This is a genomic window from Enterococcus sp. C50 (assembly GCF_040887505.1).
Classification (GTDB): Bacteria; Bacillota; Bacilli; order Lactobacillales; family Enterococcaceae; genus Enterococcus_B; species Enterococcus_B thailandicus.
The window spans coordinates 13,054-35,718 of the sequence record NZ_JBFOFW010000003.1; the positions used below are offsets into that span (position 1 = coordinate 13,054).

The following is a 22,665-nucleotide window of genomic DNA, read 5'->3' on the forward strand; positions in this document are numbered from 1 at the left end:
TAATGGACATTAAAAAATTATCAGATAAAATCATTGCGGATGCCTACAAAAGAAGAATAGAAGATGTTTACATTTTGCCAAAAGCAGAAGATTATCAACTTTTTGAACGTAAAGGTAAAAACCGAACATTAAAGCAGAATTTTTCAAAAGAAATAGGCCAACAGTTGATTTCCAGATTCAAGTACTTAGGGCAAATGGATATTGGCGAAAAAAGAAAAGTACAATCTGGTGCACTGACTTATAGGAGCGAGCATTCAAGTGTCAATGAGAAAATTCGATTGAGGCTCTCGTCTGTTGGGGATTATCAGCACCGAGAAACCTTGGTGATTCGTTTGCTTTATCCACTTAGTGACCAGCATTTTCGCTGTTTTTCTACAGAAGATCTAGTAGCATTACACCGGTATACTAAGGAAAGAGGATTATATCTCTTTAGTGGTCCGGTCGGATCAGGAAAAACCTCTTTAATGTATCGTTTAGCCCAAGAAAATGCAGAACAAATCATTACGGTGGAAGATCCTGTAGAGCTGGAAGAAGCGACATTTTTACAACTACAAGTCAATGAGAAAATTCACCAAAGCTATGAGGAACTGTTAAAACTTTCTTTGCGTCATCGACCAGATCTATTGATTGTTGGAGAGATAAGAGATGCGTTAACTGCCCAAATGACTTTACGTGCGGCATTGACTGGCCATCGGGTGTTTGCCACGATTCATGCTAGAGAGCTAGCAGGGATCCTGCCAAGAATCGAAGAATTGATGGGTTACCAGCAAGCATTAATAGACTGTTTAAAAGGGATTGTTTATCAAGAAATACTACCAGATAAAGAACAGTCTTCTGCTGTGTTATGGAGTTATCAGTTTTTTGAAAAAATACAGGAAGAACCAACTAAGCGAAGTGATAAAGAAGCTACCTTTCAAGTGGTGAAAGAAAAATGTTGGCAAACAAGTCATCTTCAGGCAGAAAGAAACGACTGGAGGTCATATCCATTTGAAGAAATTGAATAAAAAACAGCAACAACAGTTTATTCAAATCATTGCTGATTTATTGAGCAATGGCTTCAGTTTGCAAGAAGCATTGCAGTTAGTAATTAAGTTGAAATTATTTCCGGTTGAACTACTAGAACAAGCTCAAAAAATAGTGATTTCTGGTGGATCATTTACGGAAATACTAGCTTACTGTGGATTTAATAAAACTTATCTTGTACAGGTAGAATTGGCTGAAGTTCACGGGAATTTAATAACTACATTGGAAAGCATAGCCGACCAATTTCAACGAATGGGTGCATTTCGCAAAGAGTTGCAAAAATTATTAAGCTATCCTGCATTGCTTTCGTTGTTTTTGATTGGCATCTTGTTTAGTATGCGTCAAATTGTCTTACCACAGTTGTTAATTTCAGAGATGGTTCCCCAAAATCATTGGGGAATTCAGTTGATCCAAACATTTCACTGGTACGTGTTCGGCATTTTGGTGTTGCTAATTCTTTTATATGGAGCTATTCGATTTTTTGATCGGAAGGGAAATTCATTACGGCGGAGTCAGTGGCTTAGTCAGTTGAAAATTTTAGGTCCAGTTTATACGTTGTATCAATCTGCTTATTTTTCGTTGGAATTAGGGAAACTTTTTAATGAAGGTCTTGAGTTGAAACAAGTCGTTTTTTGTTTAAAAGAGACAAAAACAGGAAGCTTGATGCAACAGTTAGCTTTACAAATGGCAAATGAATTGGAAAAAGGAATTTCATTAGCAACTCAATTTGAAAAATACTCTTTTTTAACCGAAGAGTTCAGCACAATCGTTCAGCAAGGAGAGTTAAAGGGAAATTTAGGTAAAGAATTATTATTTTATAGTAATTACACACGACAACATTTTTTTGAACGGTTAAATCGATGGTTAAGTTGGATTCAACCCGTACTCTTTTTAGTGATTGCTTGTTTAATATTAATGATTTATGCAGCGGTTTTATTACCAATTTATGGAAATCTTGAGGAGGTTATTTCATGAGGATAGAAAATGTAAGTAAGAACGAGCAATTTAAGGTAAATCTATCGAGAAAGGCGAATGCGTTTACTTTGATTGAAATGCTGATAGTTTTGTTAATTATCAGTGTGTTGATTTTATTATTTGTACCCAACCTTTCAAAATACAAAAATCATGTGGATAAAGAAAGCCAAGCAGCAGTGGTTCAGTTAGTTGATACACAAAAAGAATTGTATGCTTTACAAAATGATGGAAAAGTTCCAACTATTGATGAGCTACTTGCAGAGGGCTATATCAAGCAAGAACACGCAGATGTCTACAATAAGAAATAAATACGCAGGGTTTACTTTAGTAGAATCATTAGTTGTTTTTCTAATTACGTTGTTCTTCGTAGCAGTTCCTATTTTTTCGTTTGATCATTTGCAAAAAGACATAGTGGTGCATCAATTTTTCAGTCAGTTTGAAAAACGAATTTATGCAACGCAAAAGATTGCGATTGTCAGTCAGCAAGCGACTCGAATGCATCTAACCGATGATCAACAAAAAATTTACTTTGGTGTACCTAAATACATCACGTTTGATTGGGCATATCTAAAAATACCAGAAAATTTAAAAATTCAACGTCATGGGACAGTGACTTTTGCTGGTCGAACGGGAAATAACAGTTCACTAAAAACTTATCAGTTTTACTGGCCGAAGAAAAAACAAACAATTACTTATCAATTCCAGTTAGGAAGTGGTCATTATACGAAAAAAATCGAATAAGTCTGGCTACATATTATTGGAAACAATGACAGCATTGGGTTTAACCTTAATCATCGTCTATGGCATCAGTGCACATCAGACCTTTTTGTTAGAGCAAGGACAAAAGAGTAATCGAGAAGTTCAACTTGCACGCATTATTTATGAAGAGGCACGAAATTATCGGCTGCATGAGGGAGCAAAATATATTAATCGAGAACAACCAATAAAAAGTAAGATTGTTTTTCAAGCAGAACAAGGTGCTATTCAAAAAGTCGGGATTGAAGTTAAGGGGAAGGTCGTATTGGAAATTGAAAAAAATTCAGAAGTATCCAAGCTTTACTCTGATTGAGTGTTTGATATCTTTTCTTGTTTTTAGTGGAGTGATACTAACAATTACCTTGATTATTCGACGCGCAGACCAGGTAGATCAGTATTTACAAAGGAAGGATCAAAAAGAATGGTTGATTTTTTTGACGCAATTTGAAAATGAAGTGGCGGGTAGCACATTACTGGATATACAAAGCAGACAATTTTGCTATGTGATAGAAAATAAAACGTATATTATTGAACAATATCAATCAGTTATTCGAAAAAGACAAGTTGCTGGCGGACATCAACCAATGCTCATGAATGTGAGCGAGTTTAGTTTTGAGGAGAAGGGCAATGAAGTCATACTGGAAGTTAAATTTGAAAACGGAGAACGAGGGTATGGCAAATGGACGAAGCCATGACCAACGAAAGAAAAACAGGGTTAAGGGAAACATTTTATTTTCTACTTTATTATTGTTTTTGCTTTGTGGCTTTTTATTAACGGCAGTGCTTGATAGCTATCGATTAACAATTGATTTTAATCAACGAACAAAGTTTTTTTACATAGCACAAACAATGAAGGAGCTTTGTCTATCAGAACTTTTACAAGCTGAAAATACAACACAGAGAGGTAAATATATCTATACTACAGGAGTAGTTGAATATGAGATTGAATACGAAAAGATGAAATTTCAAATTACAGTTGATACATTTGACTTTTATTTTACAGAAACGATACAGAATGATACAGTTAGTAGTACAGAATGAAGGGATAATCATGAAAACGTCCTCTTTTCTGTTATATCACTGTTTTAGCTAAAGAATGTTTGCCGTTTCACAAACAAAAAAACTGTGAAAACGATTGAAATTTTTGTGATTGTCCGATAGAATTAAACAGGTGAAAAAATTGTTATAATATATCTAGAAATGAGGTGCACCATGTTACCAGAAAAAATGGAGCAAGGGTTTAATCAAAACCTTGAAGCAATTCAGTTGCTACAAAATGCATTGGGAACTTCCTTTTTAGAGGCTTATGTCGAGAATGCTGAAAATTTAAATGATGATTATCAAGTTCGGGTAGTTGATGGCGTGCCAACACCAGAAATTGTCCAACAAATTGAGGCTCTTTATAAAGAGTTGCAAAAATTGTCTTTTGAACCAGAAGAGTGGCGCCGTCTGTCACAATTGCTTTTATTAAAAGGTGGTCAAACAGAACGACTGCAAGCAAATCATCAGCTAACACCAGATAGTATTGGTTATCTATTTGTTTTCTTGATTGAACAGTTGTTCACAAATAAAAAAGAAGCAGTCAAAATTTTAGATATTTCGGCTGGAATGGGTAACTTACTACTAACAGTTCTTTTAAATTTGAAGATTGCCAACTATCAAGTTGAAGGATTTGGTGTAGATATTGATGATACGTTGTTGTCCGTGGCTGCGTCGACAAGTGAATTGACAAAAGCAAACGTGCAGTACTTTCATCAAGATGGTTTACAGGATTTATTGGTTGACCCTGTGGATGTAGCTATTAGTGATTTACCAATTGGTTATTATCCAAACGATCAAAAAGCGAGTGAATTTTTGACAAGCGCAGACGAAGGCCATAGTTATGCACATCATTTATTGTTAGAACAATCAATGAAATATGTAAAACCAGATGGCTTTGGTTTGTTCTTGATTCCAAGTAACTTCCTAGAAACTGATCAAAGTGAAATGATCAAAAAATGGTTTAAAGAAGAAGGTTATCTTCAAGGGATGGTTCAGTTGCCAGATGAATTATTCCGCAAAAAAGAATCACAAAAAAGTATTTTAATTTTACAGAAAAAAGGTCCGCAAGCGAAACAAGTCAAAGAAGTATTGCTTGTTAAACTTGCTTCACTTAAAGAACCAGAAAAGGTGACAGAATTCTTTAAAGAATTTGAAGATTGGAAATCATCTGCTCTGTAATCATTCAAAATAGAAGGAGAGTACTATGTCTAAAACAATTGCAATCAATGCTGGAAGTTCAAGTTTAAAATGGCAATTATATCAAATGCCTGAAGAAACAGTTATCGCCAAAGGAATCGTTGAGCGTATCGGTTTAAGCGACTCTATTTTTACAATTAAATATGGTGACAATCAAAAGTTCGAACAAATTTTGGATATCGCTGACCATGACATAGCTGTTAGAATGTTATTGGATCAATTGATTGAATTAACAATCTTGAGTTCTTATGACGAGATCACAGGTGTTGGACACCGTGTCGTTCATGGTGGAGAAACTTATAGTGACTCTGTTGTTGTGACTGACGAAGTAATGGAACGAATTGCAGAATTGGCAGAATTTGCCCCATTACACAACCCAGCAAACTTGATGGGAATCAAGGCATTCAAAAAAATCTTGCCTGATATCATCAGTGTTGCAGTATTTGACACATCTTTCCATGCAACTATGCCAAAACATAACTACTTGTATAGTTTACCAACTTCTTACTATGAGGACTTTAAAGTAAGAAAATATGGTTTCCATGGTACAAGTCATCGATATGTTTCAGAACGTGCAGCTAGCCTATTAGATAAACCAATTGAAGACTTAAAAATCATTACTTGTCATTTGGGTAATGGCGTTTCTATTACCGCTGTTGATGGTGGAAAATCAGTAGATACATCAATGGGATTCACACCGCTAGCAGGAGTAACAATGGGGACTCGTTCAGGTGATTTAGATCCAGCTGTTTTACCATACTTAATGGGTAAATTAGATTTGACAATCGATGAAATGATTACAGTTTTAAACAAAGAATCTGGTTTATTAGGCTTAACAGGATTATCAAGTGACATGCGTGATCTAGAGAAAAATTACGAAAAAGATCATATCCGCTTAGCTTATGATATTTTTGTTGACCGTATTCGTAAATACATTGGTGGTTATGTAACTACTATGAATGGCGTTGATGCAATTGTCTTTACCGCTGGAATCGGTGAAAATGATGCACACGTACGTAGTGAGATCATTAAAGGAATGACTTGGTTTGGGTGTGAAGTGGATCCCGAATTGAATAGTATTCGTGGTGAAGAAGTTGAAATTTCAACACCAGAATCCAAAGTGAAAGTGTTAGTTATTCCAACGGATGAAGAACTAATGATTGCTCGCGACGTGGAACGTTTACGCGGATAATAAAATGTTGAAACAGAAGGGATGCTAAACTTAAATTAAGTTTAGCATTCTTTTTACATAATCTAGAGATGAAAATGAAGGATAAAAAAGGTATTAACTATCTACAGATCAGTTTCTGTCTGCCAGCCAGCAATGTTGTTTTATAAAATTAAAAATAATAGAAGTAGCTAAGGAGTAAGAGAGTGAACTTATCGTATCCAATTTATGATTTGATTGAAGAGAAGATTAAAAAGTTAAAGACGCCAAGTGTTGTAGGAATTGATGGTAGTTATGCTTCAGGGAAAACGAACTTTACAGCACAATTAGCCACTCATCTTAGAAAGAACGGTTACGATATACAAGTCATTCATTACGATGACTTTCACAAGCCACTTCCATCGATTACATGGTCTCAAGAAAAAAATAGCGAAGTGGATGCCTTTTATCATGCTTTCAACAGCCAAAAACTTTTGGATGAACTTTTGATTCCTTTGAAGCAAGAATGTGTTCTTAACAAGACAATCAAGGGTCTTGATTGGGTGTCAGCTACATATGCTAATGATCGGATGATTACTATTGGTGAGCGTACAATTGTGCTTTTAGAAGGCTCGCTTTTATTTAGAGAGAAGTTACTTTCATTTATTGATTATAAAATCTTTTTAGAGGTGTCAATGGAGGAGGTTATGCGACGAGGGAGAGAAAGGGATGTGCCTAAATTCGGTGAATGGATTATGGATAAATATCGTACGCGTTATATTCCGGTTTATCAACGACATCTTAACCAAAATCATGTAAGAGAAATTGCTGATTTAGTTATTGATAATAACGACTATAATCATCCTAGTATCAAGTAGTTCACTTACGATAAAAATTCTTAAACCAAAATAGACTTGCTTTGTGTAACTCATCTTGTGATAAATGTTTTAAAAATGAAAAAAACCGCCAATCGTACACGACGATTGGCGGTTTTTTTAGTTAGATTATTCCTTGTCATCATCTTTTGGTAATTGATTTTCTAAATCTGTACGTACCACAAGGACATCGCAATTTGCATTACGAATAACGTATTCAGAAACTGAACCGATGAATAAACGTTCTACAGCGTTTAGCCCAGTTGCACCTAATAAAATCAAATCAATATCATTGTCATCAGGAATCTCTTTGGCAATGATTGGTTTTGGTGAACCATATTCCACAACAGTTGAAACTTTTTCTAAACCAGCTTCTTTTGCGCTCTTTTCATAATCAGCTAGTGTTTGTTTAGCCATTTCTGTTGCTTGTTCAGCTAGCATTCCATCAAATGAAGAAACTGTCTGAAATGCACGAGTATCAATAACGTGTGCTAATAAAAGTTCTCCATTATTACGTTTTGCAACATTGACCGCTTTTTTAAAAGCTAACTCAGCTTCGGCAGAGCCATCAACGGCGACCATGATTTTTTTATATTGTTGTAACATAAGTGTTCGCTCCCTTCAAAGATCAGTTCTTTTACTATCTTTATTGTAAAGCACTTTGCAAAAAAAGAAAATTATTTTACTGCTTAGTAGCAGATATTTTTTTAGCAAATGAAATACTGAAGACAGTTGAAGCTAGAATAACTACGATTAGGAATAAGAAAGCGAGCATTCTCTGATTAAAAAAGACTACGAGTAAGCCTAAAGCACCAAGAAAGGCATAGACGACACCAGAAAACTGTAAAAAGGCTTGGTTTTTTTCGGATGGTTCAATTAAAGCAAAGAAAATAGATTGTTTTTTGAGTAAATAATAGCTAACAAATACCAATAGTATGGTTGCAATAGATATCAACACACGAATCATGAAACGTCCTCCAAAAAATCAGAATAAAAACAGAAAAAGCAATTTGCTAAAAGCAAATTGCTTCATTCTTAAACAAAGGGTAATCTCCGTTAATGCCGTTGTTTGTCCTGTAGTATTGATCCCGCAAATTCTAGCAGGTGGGTCCCACGGTCGAAGCTTCGAACTACCAAATGATAAGGCATGTTACCAGCAGTGACACAAGACAGGTCCCAAGATATCAATAAAAATGTTCGGTCAACACACAAAGAGGACAATTCGAACATCACAGATTTCCCATCTCTATAGTAGCATAGGAATTTAAAAAGAGCAACGGGAGCGCTCTTTAAAAAGTAACCGTTTTATTTTTAAGAAGAATGCTTTTTCCAATTTTGGATTCGCTCATATTGTTGCTTTAAGGCTTGTTCATATTTTCCAGTTTCTTTTGGCTGATAATAGGTTTCATTTTTTAATTTATCTGGTAGATACTGTTGATTGACCCAAGCGTTTTCAAAGTTGTGGGGATATTGGTAATCAAGTCCACGTTTCAATTCTTTCGCACCCTGATAATGACTATCTCGCAAATGGTCTGGTACTTCTCCGGCTTTTCCAGCTCGAATATCTGCAATGGCAGCATCTAATGCAGTATAAGCAGAATTGGATTTAGGGGAAAGACAAAGGTCAACTACGACATCTGCCAAAGGAATTCGTGCTTCGGGTAATCCTAAACGTTCTGCTGCAAGAACAGCATTAACAGTACGAGCTGCTGCTGCAGGATTTCCTAAGCCGATATCCTCGTAGCCAATAACCATTAGACGTCGACAAATACTTGCAAGATCGCCGGCTTCCACTAAACGTGCCAAGTAATGAAGTGCTGCATCCACATCGCTTCCACGAATCGACTTTTGAAAAGCCGAGATGACATCGTAATGAGCATCGCCATTTTTATCATGAGTCAATGCTTTTCTTTGTACACATTCTTCAATGATTGCTAAGGTGAGGTGGATGCGTCCATCTTCCATTGGTTTGGTTGAACGAGCCGCTAGTTCAAGACCATTCAAAGCACTTCGTAAATCGCCGTTTGTTGCTCGTGATAAATGAAGTAAGGCATCCTCATCAAGTTGAATCGGTAGTTCTCCAAGCCCGCGTTCTTTATCAAGTAAGGCTGTTTGAATGGCTGATTGAATATCTGTTTCATCTAAAGGTTTGACTTCAAAAATTTGTGTTCGACTCCGAATCGCAGGATTAATTGTGATATAAGGATTTTCGGTCGTAGCGCCAATTAAAATAATGCGTCCACTTTCAAGATGAGGCAAAAGAAAATCTTGTTTTGTCTTATCTAATCGATGGACTTCATCGAGTAACAGAATGACTGTGCCGCTCATTTTGGCTTCTTCAGCCACAATTTGTAAATCTTTTTTTGAATCAGTTGCAGCATTCAGCATACGAAAAGCATAGTTTGTTGAACCAGCAATGGCACTAGCAATACTGGTTTTTCCAGTTCCAGGTGGTCCATATAAAATCATTGATGACAACATTCGCGCGTCAACCATTCGGCGAATGATTTTTCCTTCACCGACTAGTTGCTGTTGTCCAACGACTTCATCGATTGTGCGAGGGCGCATTCGATAAGCTAAAGGTTGTTGCATGAAGTGGCCTCCCTTTCAATTTTTCGTTCGTTTATTATAGCATAGTTTGCAAAAAAACTGGGGGAAAGAACACAAAGGAAACGTTTTGTTTTCATAGCATCTAACGAAAATATTGTGTATGATAAAGTAGGTGAAAAAAATGACGGAAAAAAAGAAAATCGAAACTTTTTTTGAAAATAAAACAACACCAGAAATTGCGCAAAATTTATTGGGAATGTATTTAGAACATGTAACACCGATGGGCAAATTAGCTGGTTACATCGTTGATGCTGAAGCTTATCTTGGGCCAGAGGACCGAGCTGCGCACAGTTATGGCATGCGAGATACGCCAAGGGTGCGGGCGATGTATCAAAAAGCAGGAACAATCTATCTCTATACGATGCATACACATCGGATTTTGAATATCATTACTCAACCTGAGGGAATCCCCCAAGGTGTGATGATTCGTGCAGTTCAGCCAGCAGCTATGATTGAACAGATGAGTCAAAATCGTGGAGGAAAAGAGGGACCAGACATTAGCAACGGTCCAGGTAAGCTAGTGAAAGCTTTAGCCATTGGTCCAGAACTTTATGGCCAATCAATTATGGATAGTGAAAGTACGCTGCGTTTGAATTTTGAGAAACGTAAAGAACCAAAACAAATTATTGCTTTGCCAAGAATTGGTATTCCGAATAAGGATGAGTGGACGGATATGCCGTTACGCTACATTGTTTCGGGAAATCCATATATTTCTTTACAAAAAAAGAGTCTGATCGATCAAAACGATTGGGGATGGAGGAACGAAGATGAAAAAAAATAATTTACTGAGTTATTTGGATGAGTCCATTGAAAAAAACATTGATGCTTATGATGTTGCATTAGATTGGGATACAAAAAATCATACGATTGAGATAGTTGTTCGCTTGTTTGCAGAAAACAAAGCACATTTAGAAATCGACGATGCACAAGGTGTTGTGTCTGAAGAAGAAATTATTGAATTTGAGGATGGTATTTTATTATTTAACCCACAAAAATCTTCATTTGACGAAGAAGACTACTTAGCAGTAATTCCTTATGAAGGTAAAAAGGGGTTAGAAAAAGCAGTTGCAGATGCAATTATTGATTATTTACAGGATGTACTAGATCAGGGACAAAGTGATTTGTTGGACTTTTTAGATGCAGACGATGAAGATGCAATTTTTGAATTACACTGGGATAATCAACAACTAGCACAGTTAGTTGAACAGAAACAACAGGAACAAAATACAACAACTTATTTACCTTACCCTAGTTATTAAGGAGTCGATAGCGATGAAATGGAACGAAGTAAAAGTAGAAACAGCGAGTGAGGCAGTCGAAGCTGTTGCCAATATTTTAATGGAAGCAGGAGCAAGTGGTGTGGCTATCGAAGATGCGCTTGATGTTGAAAATTTTAAATCAGATCAGTATGGTGAAATTTTAGATAAAGCTGATTTTACCTCATTAACTGAGGGTGCGCTAGTCATGGCATATTTTCCAGAAACAATTTTCTTGCCAGAAATTCTACCTTTTATCAAAGACCGCGTGACACAATTGCCTGAATTTGGCCTGGCCATTGGGAAAAATATTGTAACGGTTAGTGAAGTAGAAGAAAGTAACTGGGCAACGGCTTGGAAAAAGTACTATCATCCTGTCCGTATTACGCGAATGTTGACTGTTGCTCCGAGCTGGGAAAATTATACGACACAAGATCCAATGGAAAAAATCATTACATTAGATCCAGGTATGGCTTTTGGAACAGGAACACATCCAACGACCTTGCTGACTTTGGAAGCATTGGAATCTGTTTTACGCGGTGGTGAGACGGTACTAGACGTTGGTACAGGCTCAGGCGTGTTAAGTATTGCTGCCAAATATTTAGGTGCAAAGGAAGTTTATGCGTACGATCTTGACGATGTAGCTGTTCGTTCAGCAAAGGAAAATATGGACATGAATGAAATTACAAAAGATGTTCATGTTGCTGCCAATGATTTATTGAACGGAATCGAGATTGAGAGTGACGTAATTGTTGCTAATATTTTAGCTGATATTATTTTATTGATGATTCCTGATGCTTGGCGTTTATTAAAGCAAACAGGCACTCTGGTTGTCTCTGGAATTATTGAAGATAAAAAACAAATGGTTATTGATGCTATGGAAGCGCAAGGATTTGTAGTTGATCAAATTTTCCAACAAAAAGATTGGTATGCAATTATTTTGAAAAAACCTGAGGTGGACTAAATGCAACGTTATTTTTTGGAAGAACCATACCAGCAAAAAGACCGTTTTGTATTAGTTGGTGAGCCATATCATCATATAACTCGCGTTATGCGTATGACGCCAGAAAATCGTGTTTACTTAGCTTTTAGCGACCAAGTGGCAATCATCGCTGAAATTACTGCTATCACAGAAAATGAAGTTGAATTAAAAGAGGTAATGAAAGAACAAGGGCAAAAGGAATTACCAAGTATGATTACCATTGCAAGTGGTTATCCAAAAGGTGAAAAACTAGACTGGATTGTGCAAAAAGGAACGGAACTTGGAGCACACGCATTTCTTGGCTTTCCGGCAAAAACGTCGGTTGTTAAATGGGATGAAAAGAAGCGAAACAAACGACAACAACGTTTAGCAAAAATTGCTCAAGAAGCTGCCGAACAATCACATCGCCAAGTAGTACCACAAGTAGAATTGTTGAGTACAGCCAGCGAATTTTATCAACAAATTTCTTCTTACGACAAGGTGTTAGTTGCCTACGAAGAGTCAGCTAAGCGAGGAGAATTAGCTAACTTAGCACAAGCCTTACAAAAATCGGGCTCAGGACAACGTATTTTGGCAATTTTTGGGCCAGAAGGTGGATTAACGACAGATGAAGTGGAGAAACTATCGGCAGAAGGTGCAGTTATTTGTGGCTTAGGCCCAAGGATTTTGCGAACGGAAACAGCGCCATTATATTTATTGAGTGCCGCGAGCTATCAATGGGAATTACTAGGTGAACAGGATGGAAAATAAGGCATCCATTCGCGTACGATTATTGGATCATCAAATGAGTGATGACTTGTTAAAAGAAACAGTGTACCGGTTAGTTGCAGGAGGCGCAACGGAAATCGTTGTTTTGCCTACTCAAATTGCACGAGTAAAGTATCTTTTAGCAGATTCAGCGATCCAAATTGGGAGTGTAATTGATTTTCCATTGGGAGCAAGTACAGTGGAGAAAAAAGTGTTTGAAGCCGCACATGCGTATCAAGCAGGAGCGGGGTTTCTCGAAGTTTGTGTGAACCTAGCAGATATTTTTGAACACCCAGTTCGAGTAAAAGAATTGCGCGAGTCGTTGTTTTCTCTAGCTTTAAGTAATGGGAAATTAAGCTTTTATTTAGACACACGTCAAGTAAAGGAACTGACACTGGTGAAATTTGAGCGTGCGATGAAACCATTAGGGTGGACACGTTTATCATTAGGAGAAGATTTGCCTTATCGAGAAGCTTTACGTCTAGCGGAAATTTTTAAATCGGATACGGCGACTAAGCTAGCATTAACAATTAACGTGCACCAGATTACATCACAAGAAAAGCAAAAATTAGTTGCGAATGGCATTACAAGAATTGCCATAAGTCATTTGAACTTTTCTTAATAAATTTGAACATGATAGAATTGAAAAAATAAACGACAATTTGTATAATAGTAGCAATAACCGTTCAAGAGTCCGATAAAAAATAAAAGAGGTTGGGACAAATTAACTAGCTCCGATGGAATTGACAAAAGGCACCACAAATCATTTTTAGGTTTTTGTGTGATGATGCGTTGTTTTTTCGGAGTTATTTTTTAATACCATTCGTGGAAAAACGAATTCTTTATACCAGTTAACTGTAATTTAGAAATTGTGATTTCAGATACCTCTCCTGTTTTGCTATCGAAACGAAAGGGGGATCGGTTTGTATGTCAAAAGAAGAAATTTTAACAGGTCCTGGCGTTATTGCGCTTGTTAGCAAATATATGGGACCGGATCATGTTGCATTCGTGCAAAAAGCATGTGACTATGCAACAGCAGCACATGACGGACAATTTAGAAAATCTGGGGAGCCTTATATTATTCATCCGATCCAAGTTGCTGGAATCTTAGCTGAGTTAAAAATGGATCCACACACTGTAGCAACAGGATTTTTACATGATGTAGTTGAAGATACAGAAGTAACTTTGGATGATTTGCGAGAAGAATTTGGTGATGATGTAGCCATGCTGGTTGACGGCGTGACGAAATTGGGAAAAATCAAATATAAATCTCATGAAGAACAATTGGCAGAGAATCATCGTAAAATGTTGTTAGCAATGGCACAAGACTTACGTGTAATCATGGTGAAATTGGCAGACCGTCTTCATAATATGCGCACGCTAAAACACTTACGTGAAGACAAACAACGTCGAATCGCACAAGAAACACTAGAAATCTATGCACCATTAGCACACCGTTTGGGGATTAGCCGAATCAAATGGGAATTGGAAGATACCGCTCTACGTTATCTGAATCCAAAACAATATTACCGAATCGTTCATTTAATGCGATCAAAACGTGAAGAACGTGAGCAATACGTGAATGCTACGGTGGAAGATATTCGATTGGCAACAGAAGAACTAGGTATCTATGCAGAAATATATGGCCGTCCAAAGCATATCTATTCGATTTATCGAAAAATGAAAGACCAGAAAAAACAATTTAGTGAAATCTATGATTTACTGGCTATCCGAGTCATCGTTGATTCAATCAAAGATTGTTATGCAGTCTTAGGCGCGATCCATACGAAATGGAAACCAATGCCTGGGCGATTTAAAGATTATATTGCTATGCCAAAAGCTAACATGTATCAATCTTTGCATACGACAGTGATTGGTCCAGCGGGAAATCCTGTTGAAATTCAAATTCGCACGCAAGAAATGCATGAAATCGCGGAATTTGGGGTAGCAGCACACTGGGCTTATAAAGAAGGAAAAAATGATAAAGTAGAACCTGATGGAATGACGAAACAATTAAGCTGGTTCCATGAAATTATTGAATTGCAAGACGAAAGTTATGATGCATCTGACTTTATGGAAGGTGTCAAAGGAGATATTTTCAGCGATAAAGTGTATGTCTTTACGCCAAAAGGAGATGTAACTGAGCTTCCTAAAGGATCAGGACCACTAGATTTCTCTTACAGTATCCATACCGATATTGGAAACAAGACAACTGGTGCAAAAGTGAACGGGAAAATGGTTCAATTAGATTACAAATTGAAAAATGGCGATATCATTGAAATCTTAACTTCGCCTAATTCATTTGGTCCAAGCCGTGACTGGTTAAAAATTGTTGCAACAAGTAAAGCAAAAAATAAAATCAAACGTTTCTTTAAAGCACAAGATCGCGAAGAGAATATTGTCAAAGGCCATGAATCAGTTACCAAATGTATTTCTGATCTTGGTTTCTTACCAAAAGATATTTTGACCAAAGAAAAATTGCAAGAAGTATTGGATCGTTTTAATTACAATAACGAAGATGATATTTATGCTGCTGTAGGTTATGGTGAAATCAGTCCGTTAACGATGGCAAATCGATTAACTGAAAAAGAACGTCGTGAACAAAAAATCGAGCAACAAAAACAAGAAGCCAATGAATTGATGAACCAACCGAAAAAAGAACCAGAAAAAATGAAGGTTCGTCATGAAGGCGGCGTGGTGATTCAAGGCGTCGAAAACTTGCTTATTCGCATCAGTCGGTGTTGTAATCCAGTTCCAGGAGACAATATCGTTGGATATATTACAAAAGGTCGAGGAATTTCCATTCATCGTCGTGATTGTCCTAATGTTCAGCCAGATAAACCAAATGTTGCTGAACGGTTAATCGAGGTAGAGTGGGAAGACACTTCAAATTCAAAAAAAGAATACGATGCTGACCTAGAAATTTATGGATACAATCGTTCAGGACTGTTAAATGATGTTTTACAAACAGTTAATTCGATGACAAAAAATCTTAATAGTGTGGAAGCTCGCACAAATAAAGATAAGATGGCAACAATCCATTTAACTGTAGGGATTCAGAACTTAACACACTTAAAAAGTATTGTAGATAAAATCAAGTCTGTTCCAGATGTCTATAGTGTACGTCGAATGAACGGATAAACGTGAAGAGAGGGAGAATTTGATGCGAGCAGTCATTCAACGAGTGAGTCGTGCGGCAGTTACAATTAATGGTCAAGAAATTGGTAAAATCAATCAAGGGCTATTAATTTTATTAGGTATTCATGAAACAGATACTCAAAACGATGTGGAGTATTTGGTCAAAAAAATCGCACAAATGCGTATTTTTGAAGATGAACAAGGAAAAATGAACACAAGTATTGAAGATATTGGTGGTCAAATACTAAGCATTTCACAATTTACGTTATTTGCAGATACTAAAAAAGGGAACCGACCAAGTTTTATTGCTGCTGCTCGTCCAGAAACAGCTATTCCATTGTACGAAGCATTTAATACTGGTTTGAAACAACGTGGTATTCCAGTTTCAACTGGGAAGTTTGGTGAAGATATGGATGTGTCTTTAGTGAATGACGGCCCCGTAACCATTTTAATCGACTCCCAAAACAAATAAAAAACCAGAGATAACGGTTCCCTTAACTACGAAAATAGTTTAGGTGAAAATCGACATGGCAGGTAGATGCTATGTCGATTTTTGTTTTTCATTTGTACTTTGGATTGGACAATACTCTTGTACAACCCAAAGTCGTTGATAAAGTTAGGAGTGAATGTATTTTTCTGAAACTTATTGGAACATCGAATGAAAAAAAGCCGGACGTTGTAAAGTTTCGCAATCAATCGGGTTACATCAAGTCCAGTTAAGAGGATTTACTTTTTCAACATAGAAATCAATCGCTGCGCCAAACTTACTTTCTGCACGAATTTCTTACACAGGAACTTGGACCTGAGTTTTGCGATACAGTGAGGACAATTTTTTTGTGATTCCGTGTTATATTGATGGAGAAATATGAAAAAGAGGAGGAGTAATGATGAAAAATTTATTAGCTGGTGGTTTTTTATTTATTGGCGGGGCAATACTTATGTTAGCAGGCGAATATGCTAATTGGGTTCCGATTGTCGGAAGCATTATTGCACTAGTCGGGTTCGGAACAGTAGTTTATTTTTTGTTTAGCAAAGATGGTAAGTACGACGGGAAATAAGGCATATTTTGTCAGTGTTGAATACAAAAAAGGTGCTGGGAGAAAAGGAAGTCTAAATAGAAAAAAAAGCCTAAAATTCGTTTTTGAAAACGTTGGTTTTAGGCTTTCTTTAATTGGAAATGTGTTCAAAACGACTGGTTTTTTTAGGTTTATCCCAGTCTCTTAGCTAGTGAAGAAAAAAGAAACAAGATTGTCCTAATTAAAATTCGGCAAATAATTGATCTATCTTTTGATAGTCTTCATTTGTCAAATGAATGTCTAAAGCTTGAGCATTGATTGCAACTTGTTCTGGTTTCTTTGCACCCGGGATTACGACAGAGATAACCGGATTTTTCATATACCAAGCTAAGACTAATTGAGCGATGTTCGTTTGATAGTTCGCTGCAAGTGGTCTTAGCTGCTCAACCGTACGAATGATTTTTTCAAAGCGTTCGCCCTGAAAATTTGGCTGTTTTAATCGAAGGTCACCTTTGGAAAATGAAAGTGGTTGTCCAATCTGATATTTACCAGTCAACAAACCTGAAGCTAATGGGAAATAAGGAACAAAACTAATTTTATGCTGTTTGATGTAAGGAAAAAGTTCGGTCTCTGCTTTTCGTTGAATCAAGCTGTAATGGTCTTCGATGATATCCACATACCCTTCTTGATTCGCTTCTTTTAGTTGTGCTAAAGAAAAGTTTGAAACGCCGATTGCTCGAATTTTCCCTGCTTCTTTTAATTGATGCAAAGCAGCAATTGCTTCATTTTTTGGCGTTGTTTCATCTGGAAAATGAATATAAAAAATATCAATATAATTTGTTTGTAGTCTTTTCAATGCCTCTTCAACAGCCTGTGTCAAAAATTCGGGTGTATTATTGAATTTCCCAGGATTGTTGGGGTCATGAGCCGCTTTAGTTGCAATGATTACGCGTGAACGATCATATTCTTTTTCTTTTAAAACTTCACCAATTAGTTCTTCAGAACGTCCAAAACCATAGGCATAAGCCGTATCAAGAAGATTGATTCCATTATCGAGTGCTGTTCGAATGATTTGTTTCCCAACTTCATCTTCTAAATGAGGAAATAAATTGTGACCGCCAACGGCATTTGCTCCTAAACCAAGTTGTTCTGCATATACTTGTGAATGTCCGATTCTTACTTCTGCCATGTTGCATTCCTCCCTTTGCTTTTAGTTTAAAACAAACAAAAAAAATGCAAAACTAAATCGTCTTTTGAAAAATGAAATGAGCATAGTCCAACTTTTAGGGCAAATATTCTTGACTTTAAGATGTGTTTTTAGTAAGTTGTAGGTAATATAGAAAATCACTGAAAGAGCGAGTAAGTTACCGATACTTTTAGAAAGAGAGAATCATCGAGGCTGAAAATGATTCAAGAGTTGGTTACCGAAAAGACACTCTGGAGATGGACGCGTGCAAAGCCGTCCCGCGTACGAGCGTTATTCGTGAGAGGAAAGAGAAATCTTTCAAAATTAGGTGGTACCGTGTATGACTTTCATTCACCCTTGTTCATTGTGAACAGGGGTGAATTTTTTTATTTTCACTTAGTTACATAAAAGAAAAGGAGAGAGATGTATGAACTTCCAAAGACCAAAAGGAACGAATGATATTTTACCCGGTGAATCAGAAAAATGGCAATTTATTGAAGAGACAGCACGCTTATTATTTAGAGATTATCAATACAATGAAATGCGCACGCCGATTTTTGAACATTATGAAGTTATCTCACGTAGTGTAGGAGATACGACAGATATCGTTTCAAAAGAAATGTATGATTTTTATGACAAAGGTGATCGTCATGTAACTTTACGTCCAGAAGGAACAGCGCCAATCGTTCGTTCGTTTGTAGAACACAAATTATTTGGACCAGAGTTTGCTAAACCTTACAAAACTTTTTATATGGGGCCAATGTTCCGCTATGAACGTCCACAAAAAGGCCGTTTGCGTCAATTTCACCAAATTGGTGTTGAGGCATTTGGTTCAGATAATCCAGCAACAGACGTTGAAAGTATGGCAATGGCGCTAGATTTCTTTAAACAGTTGGGTATCACACAAATTCGCTTGGTTATCAATTCTTTAGGAGATCAAGAAACACGCCAAGCTTATCGCCAAGCGTTGATTGACTACTTAGAACCAGTTGAAAATGAATTAAGTGAAGATTCAAAACGCCGTTTACACCAAAATCCTTTACGTGTCCTTGACAGTAAAGATAAACGAGACCAAAAATTTGTTGTGGATGCACCTTCGATTTTAGATTATTTAAGTGAATCAGCTAAGAAACATTTTGAAACAGTAACAACGATGTTAGATGCACTAGAAATTCCTTATGAGATTGATAGCAATATGGTTCGTGGTCTAGATTACTATACACATACTATCTTTGAAATTATGAGTGATGCGCCAAAAATGGGTGCCCAAGCGACGATTTGTGCGGGTGGTCGTTATGATCGCTTGGTAGAAGAACTTGGTGGACCAGAAACACCAGCATTTGGTTTTGCAATGGGAATCGAACGTATCTTGTTAACTATGGAGGCAGAAGAAGTAGTTATTCCAGCCTTAAATGAATTAGATGCTTACGTAGTTGGAATTGGTGAAGCCACAAATCTTGAAGCACTAAAAGTTGTTCAAGCAATTCGTAACTTTGGCTTCTCTGCAGATCGTGATGTTATGAATCGTAAAGCGAAAGCCCAGTTCAAGACAGCGGATAAAGCAAATGCCAAATTAGTGCTAGTGCTTGGAGAAGATGAATTAAATAACCAAACAATTAATGTGAAGTCAATGGCAGATCGTAAAGAAAAAAGCTTTTCATTACAAGAAATCTATCAACGATTTGATGAAGTGTATGATGAAATGACAACGACATTATTTGAGTAAGAAGGAGAGAGAACGATGGCAAAAAGGACAATTTATTGTGGACTTGTTTCCCAAGAACAATTAGATCAAACAGTTACACTGAAAGGGTGGGTACAAAAGCGTCGTGATTTAGGCGGATTGATTTTTATTGACTTACGTGACCGCGAAGGAATTGTACAAGTAGTCTTCAACCCAGAAATTTCAAAAGATGCTTGGTTAGTAGCTGATAAATGCCGAAGTGAATATGTGATTGAAGTTACTGGTATCGTCAAACGTCGTGGCGAAAATGCAGTCAATCCGAAAATGGCGACAGGTGAAGTCGAAATTATTGCCAATGAAATTACGATTTTAAACCAAGCGAAAACACCTCCGTTTTCAATTGAAGATGACCAAACAATCAGCGATGAAGTTCGCTTGAAATATCGCTATTTAGATTTACGTCGTCCAAAAATGACAAAGAATATCAAAATGCGTCACGAAACAACTAAAGCTATTCGTCATTATTTGGATGACAATGATTTTCTAGACATTGAAACACCTTATTTAGGTAAATCAACACCTGAAGGCGCGCGTGACTATTTAGTTCCTTCTCGTGTTCATGCAGGTCATTTCTATGCGTTGCCTCAATCACCACAATTATTTAAGCAGTTATTGATGAATGCAGGATTTGATCGTTACTACCAAATCGTCCGTTGCTTCCGAGATGAAGACTTACGTGGCGACCGCCAACCGGAATTTACCCAAGTCGATATTGAAACAACGTTTTTAACTTCTGAAGAAATTCAAACTTATACTGAAGGTTTGATTGCTAAAGTCATGAAAGACGTCCGTGGATTAGAGGTAACATTACCATTCCCAAGAATGACTTATGATGATGCGATGAGCCGTTACGGTAGTGACAAACCAGATACACGTTTTGAAATGGAATTGATTGACTTGAGTGAAACGGTGAAATCAATCGAATTCAAAGTCTTCCAAATGGCTTTAGAAAATGGTGGGGCAGTAAAAGCATTGAATGCGAAAGGTGCTGCTGGCAATTATTCTCGAAAAGATTTAGATCATTTAGGTCAATATGTTGGTCAATTTGGAGCAAAAGGACTTGCATGGTTAAAAGTAGAAGAAGATGGGTTAAAAGGACCAATCGCAAAATTCATGGGTGAAGCGGGAGAAGACATCATTCAAGCAACGGATGCACAAGTGGGCGATTTACTGTTATTCTGTGCAGATAGGGTAGAAGTTGTCGCAGCGTCATTAGGTGCGCTTCGTACACGCTTAGCCAAAGAATTGGGATTGATTGATGAAGCAAAATTCAACTTCTTATGGGTAACTGATTGGCCACAATTTGAATACTCAGAAGAAGAAGGTCGCTATGTGTCTGCGCACCATCCATTTACGATGCCAAAAGCCAAAGATGTTGACTTGTTGGGTACAGACCCAGCGAAAGTTTATGCTGAAGCTTACGACATTGTCTTAAATGGTTATGAACTTGGTGGTGGATCAATTCGGATTCACACTCGTGAGTTACAAGAAAAAGTTCTTGAAACACTTGGATTCACGAAAGAACAAATGGAAGAACAATTTGGTTTCTTATTAACTGCGTTGGACTACGGCTTCCCTCCACATGGCGGAATTGCTTTAGGATTAGATCGTTTTGCTATGCTACTTGCAGGTGAAGAAAATATCCGTGAAGTGATTGCTTTCCCTAAAAACGGAAAAGCAGCTGATGTCATGAGTGAAGCACCAAGCTTAGTTTCTCCACTTCAATTGGCAGAATTAAGTATTGATGTCACTGAAATTGAAGAATAAAAATCAGCTAAATTGTAAATGATTCTGAGAAGACGGTAAAAGTGTTAAGCTTTTGTCATCTTCTCTTTTTTTTTATAAGAAAAAACCTTATAATAGAGCCATAATTATGTAAAGCGAGGCTTTTTCATGAAAAAAACGTTCGAAAATTGGGCCTATCACGACTATACGACCAAACTTTCGGTATCTATTGTTTATGCATTAATTGCATCTATTGCGTTAAATCTTTTTTATCAACCGGGTCATATTTATTCAAGTGGAATTACTGGTCTGGCGCAAATTTTAACAACCTTATCCAAAACGTTGATTGGTTTTGAAGTACCAGTGTCAACAACTCTTTATCTATTGAACATTCCATTATTTTTCCTAGCATGGTTTAAAATCGGTAAAAAATTTACAATTTTCACGTTTATCACGGTTACTTTGACCTCGCTATTTATTCACATCGTACCCGAAACCGTGTTATCAACAGATCCAATCATCTGTGCATTATTTGGTGGAGCAGTGATGGGAGCTGGGATTGGTTTAGTACTTAGAAATGGTCTGTCTTCTGGTGGATTAGATATTGTCAGTATCACAATACGAAAGAAAACTGGTAAATCCATTGGTTCTATTTCGATTTATTTCAATGCATTGATTGTGTTTGTTGCTGGAATTCTGTTTGGTTGGCAATATATGTTTTATAGCACGTTGTCGATTTTTGTTAGTGGGAAAGTGACAGATGTTTTTTACACGAAGCAGAAGAAAATGCAGGTTATGATTGTGACGAAACATCCTGAAAAAGTCGTGAATGAAATCCAAAAATGTATGCGTCGAGGAATCACGATTATCAATGAAGCAGAAGGTGCGTACAAACATGACAAACAAACAGTCTTGATGACAATCGTGACACGTTACGAACTTCCGCTATTAAGAGAAGCAATGAAAGCCTCTGACCCGGATGCTTTCGTAAGTATTGCAGAGAATGTTCAAATTCTAGGACGTTTTTATGAAGATGGCGTCTAATCAGAAAATAAAAAATAAGAGGATAAAACGACTGTTCGTTTTATCCTCTTTTTGTATCTGCTTATTGATGACTTCAAAAAAATAACTTATCTCGTTAACTTTTGACTGGAAGTGAAAAAAGTTGCTACGTTATTTCTTTTGAAAATTTCTTAAAGTCGATGAAATCATTGTTCTTTTGCCAAATTTTATGGGATGATAGAAAA

General features: G+C 36.9%; 25 protein-coding genes and 1 other RNA gene. 21 read left to right on the plus strand and 5 right to left on the minus strand.

Features of this window, described 5'->3' with window-relative positions:
- The first annotated feature begins 2 nt into the window (after positions 1-2).
- The 10 genes from comGA (at position 3) to AB3I20_RS04910 (ending at position 7,017) form a co-directional block, all read left to right on the plus strand.
- Positions 3-1,004: a competence type IV pilus ATPase ComGA gene (gene comGA / locus AB3I20_RS04865; protein ID WP_368027038.1), complete on the plus strand. Its 1,002-nt coding sequence runs from the start codon at positions 3-5 to the stop codon at positions 1,002-1,004.
- Complete coding sequence (comGB, locus tag AB3I20_RS04870; protein ID WP_086270664.1) at positions 982-1,998, plus strand: competence type IV pilus assembly protein ComGB; 1,017 nt, start codon at positions 982-984, stop codon at positions 1,996-1,998. The genes comGA and comGB overlap by 23 nt, the downstream gene beginning before the upstream one ends.
- A complete protein-coding gene (gene comGC, locus AB3I20_RS04875) occupies positions 1,995-2,306 on the plus strand; it encodes a competence type IV pilus major pilin ComGC (protein ID WP_071868905.1) in 312 nt (103 codons plus the stop codon). Before comGB ends, comGC begins: the two co-directional genes overlap by 4 nt.
- A complete protein-coding gene (gene comGD, locus AB3I20_RS04880) occupies positions 2,287-2,739 on the plus strand; it encodes a competence type IV pilus minor pilin ComGD (protein ID WP_075491251.1) in 453 nt (150 codons plus the stop codon). Before comGC ends, comGD begins: the two co-directional genes overlap by 20 nt.
- A 25-nt stretch (positions 2,740-2,764) precedes the next feature.
- Complete coding sequence (locus AB3I20_RS04885) at positions 2,765-3,067, plus strand: hypothetical protein (protein WP_368027039.1); 303 nt, start codon at positions 2,765-2,767, stop codon at positions 3,065-3,067.
- Entirely contained in the window at positions 3,027-3,449 is a 423-nt protein-coding gene (gene comGF / locus AB3I20_RS04890) for a competence type IV pilus minor pilin ComGF (protein WP_067483075.1), read from the plus strand. The genes AB3I20_RS04885 and comGF overlap by 41 nt, the downstream gene beginning before the upstream one ends.
- Positions 3,427-3,795, plus strand: a complete 369-nt coding sequence (gene comGG, locus AB3I20_RS04895; RefSeq protein WP_368027040.1) for a competence type IV pilus minor pilin ComGG — start codon at positions 3,427-3,429, stop codon at positions 3,793-3,795. Before comGF ends, comGG begins: the two co-directional genes overlap by 23 nt.
- 171 nt (positions 3,796-3,966) lie before the next feature.
- Positions 3,967-4,974, plus strand: coding sequence for a class I SAM-dependent methyltransferase (locus AB3I20_RS04900; protein WP_368027041.1), 1,008 nt, complete (start codon positions 3,967-3,969; stop codon positions 4,972-4,974).
- A gap of 25 nt (positions 4,975-4,999) precedes the next feature.
- Positions 5,000-6,184 carry an acetate/propionate family kinase gene (locus AB3I20_RS04905; RefSeq protein ID WP_067483069.1) on the plus strand — a complete coding sequence of 395 codons (1,185 nt, stop codon included), beginning with the start codon at positions 5,000-5,002 and terminating at the stop codon, positions 6,182-6,184.
- Between the two features lie 182 nt (positions 6,185-6,366).
- Entirely contained in the window at positions 6,367-7,017 is a 651-nt protein-coding gene (locus AB3I20_RS04910; RefSeq protein WP_368027042.1) for a uridine kinase, read from the plus strand.
- Between the two features lie 126 nt (positions 7,018-7,143).
- Here the strand turns inward: AB3I20_RS04910 and AB3I20_RS04915 are convergent, their stop codons facing one another.
- The 4 genes from AB3I20_RS04915 to AB3I20_RS04930 form a co-directional block, all read right to left on the minus strand.
- Positions 7,144-7,620 carry a universal stress protein gene (locus tag AB3I20_RS04915; protein ID WP_067483065.1) on the minus strand — a complete coding sequence of 159 codons (477 nt, stop codon included), beginning with the start codon at positions 7,618-7,620 and terminating at the stop codon, positions 7,144-7,146.
- A gap of 76 nt (positions 7,621-7,696) precedes the next feature.
- Positions 7,697-7,981, minus strand: coding sequence for a hypothetical protein (locus AB3I20_RS04920; protein WP_067483063.1), 285 nt, complete (start codon positions 7,979-7,981; stop codon positions 7,697-7,699).
- A 79-nt stretch (positions 7,982-8,060) separates the two neighbouring features.
- A non-coding RNA gene (gene ssrS, locus AB3I20_RS04925) (6S RNA) lies at positions 8,061-8,255 on the minus strand.
- A 70-nt stretch (positions 8,256-8,325) separates the two neighbouring features.
- Entirely contained in the window at positions 8,326-9,606 is a 1,281-nt protein-coding gene (locus AB3I20_RS04930) for a replication-associated recombination protein A (RefSeq protein WP_067483061.1), read from the minus strand.
- Between the two features lie 139 nt (positions 9,607-9,745).
- Between AB3I20_RS04930 and AB3I20_RS04935 the strand changes: the two genes are divergently transcribed.
- From AB3I20_RS04935 to AB3I20_RS04970, 8 genes are all read left to right on the plus strand, one after another.
- Entirely contained in the window at positions 9,746-10,405 is a 660-nt protein-coding gene (locus tag AB3I20_RS04935) for a DNA-3-methyladenine glycosylase (protein WP_368027043.1), read from the plus strand.
- Positions 10,392-10,883, plus strand: a complete 492-nt coding sequence (locus AB3I20_RS04940) for a DUF3013 family protein (RefSeq protein WP_067483057.1) — start codon at positions 10,392-10,394, stop codon at positions 10,881-10,883. The genes AB3I20_RS04935 and AB3I20_RS04940 overlap by 14 nt, the downstream gene beginning before the upstream one ends.
- Before the next feature lie 13 nt (positions 10,884-10,896).
- Positions 10,897-11,844 carry a 50S ribosomal protein L11 methyltransferase gene (gene prmA / locus AB3I20_RS04945; RefSeq protein WP_368027044.1) on the plus strand — a complete coding sequence of 316 codons (948 nt, stop codon included), beginning with the start codon at positions 10,897-10,899 and terminating at the stop codon, positions 11,842-11,844.
- Positions 11,845-12,612 carry a 16S rRNA (uracil(1498)-N(3))-methyltransferase gene (locus AB3I20_RS04950; RefSeq protein ID WP_285603196.1) on the plus strand — a complete coding sequence of 256 codons (768 nt, stop codon included), beginning with the start codon at positions 11,845-11,847 and terminating at the stop codon, positions 12,610-12,612. It begins immediately after the preceding gene.
- Entirely contained in the window at positions 12,602-13,231 is a 630-nt protein-coding gene (locus AB3I20_RS04955; protein WP_218657966.1) for a hypothetical protein, read from the plus strand. Before AB3I20_RS04950 ends, AB3I20_RS04955 begins: the two co-directional genes overlap by 11 nt.
- Before the next feature lie 305 nt (positions 13,232-13,536).
- Positions 13,537-15,750 carry a bifunctional (p)ppGpp synthetase/guanosine-3',5'-bis(diphosphate) 3'-pyrophosphohydrolase gene (locus AB3I20_RS04960; protein WP_067483049.1) on the plus strand — a complete coding sequence of 738 codons (2,214 nt, stop codon included), beginning with the start codon at positions 13,537-13,539 and terminating at the stop codon, positions 15,748-15,750.
- Between the two features lie 22 nt (positions 15,751-15,772).
- The gene (gene dtd, locus AB3I20_RS04965; RefSeq protein WP_067483047.1) at positions 15,773-16,219 is read left to right on the plus strand and encodes a D-aminoacyl-tRNA deacylase; all 447 of its coding nucleotides are present in this window, start codon (positions 15,773-15,775) and stop codon (positions 16,217-16,219) included.
- Between the two features lie 415 nt (positions 16,220-16,634).
- Complete coding sequence (locus AB3I20_RS04970) at positions 16,635-16,805, plus strand: hypothetical protein (RefSeq protein WP_169819333.1); 171 nt, start codon at positions 16,635-16,637, stop codon at positions 16,803-16,805.
- A 199-nt stretch (positions 16,806-17,004) separates the two neighbouring features.
- On the opposite strand, the gene AB3I20_RS04975 is transcribed toward AB3I20_RS04970, so the two are convergent.
- On the minus strand, positions 17,005-17,952 hold the full coding sequence (locus AB3I20_RS04975; RefSeq protein WP_271027060.1) for an aldo/keto reductase: 948 nt from the start codon (positions 17,950-17,952) through the stop codon (positions 17,005-17,007).
- 424 nt (positions 17,953-18,376) lie between these two features.
- Between AB3I20_RS04975 and hisS the strand changes: the two genes are divergently transcribed.
- From hisS to AB3I20_RS04990, 3 genes are all read left to right on the plus strand, one after another.
- Entirely contained in the window at positions 18,377-19,675 is a 1,299-nt protein-coding gene (gene hisS, locus AB3I20_RS04980; RefSeq protein ID WP_270492987.1) for a histidine--tRNA ligase, read from the plus strand.
- A 15-nt stretch (positions 19,676-19,690) separates the two neighbouring features.
- Positions 19,691-21,460: an aspartate--tRNA ligase gene (aspS, locus tag AB3I20_RS04985; RefSeq protein WP_368027045.1), complete on the plus strand. Its 1,770-nt coding sequence runs from the start codon at positions 19,691-19,693 to the stop codon at positions 21,458-21,460.
- Between the two features lie 126 nt (positions 21,461-21,586).
- Positions 21,587-22,462: a YitT family protein gene (locus AB3I20_RS04990; RefSeq protein WP_067483039.1), complete on the plus strand. Its 876-nt coding sequence runs from the start codon at positions 21,587-21,589 to the stop codon at positions 22,460-22,462.
- Positions 22,463-22,665: the final 203 nt, after the last annotated feature.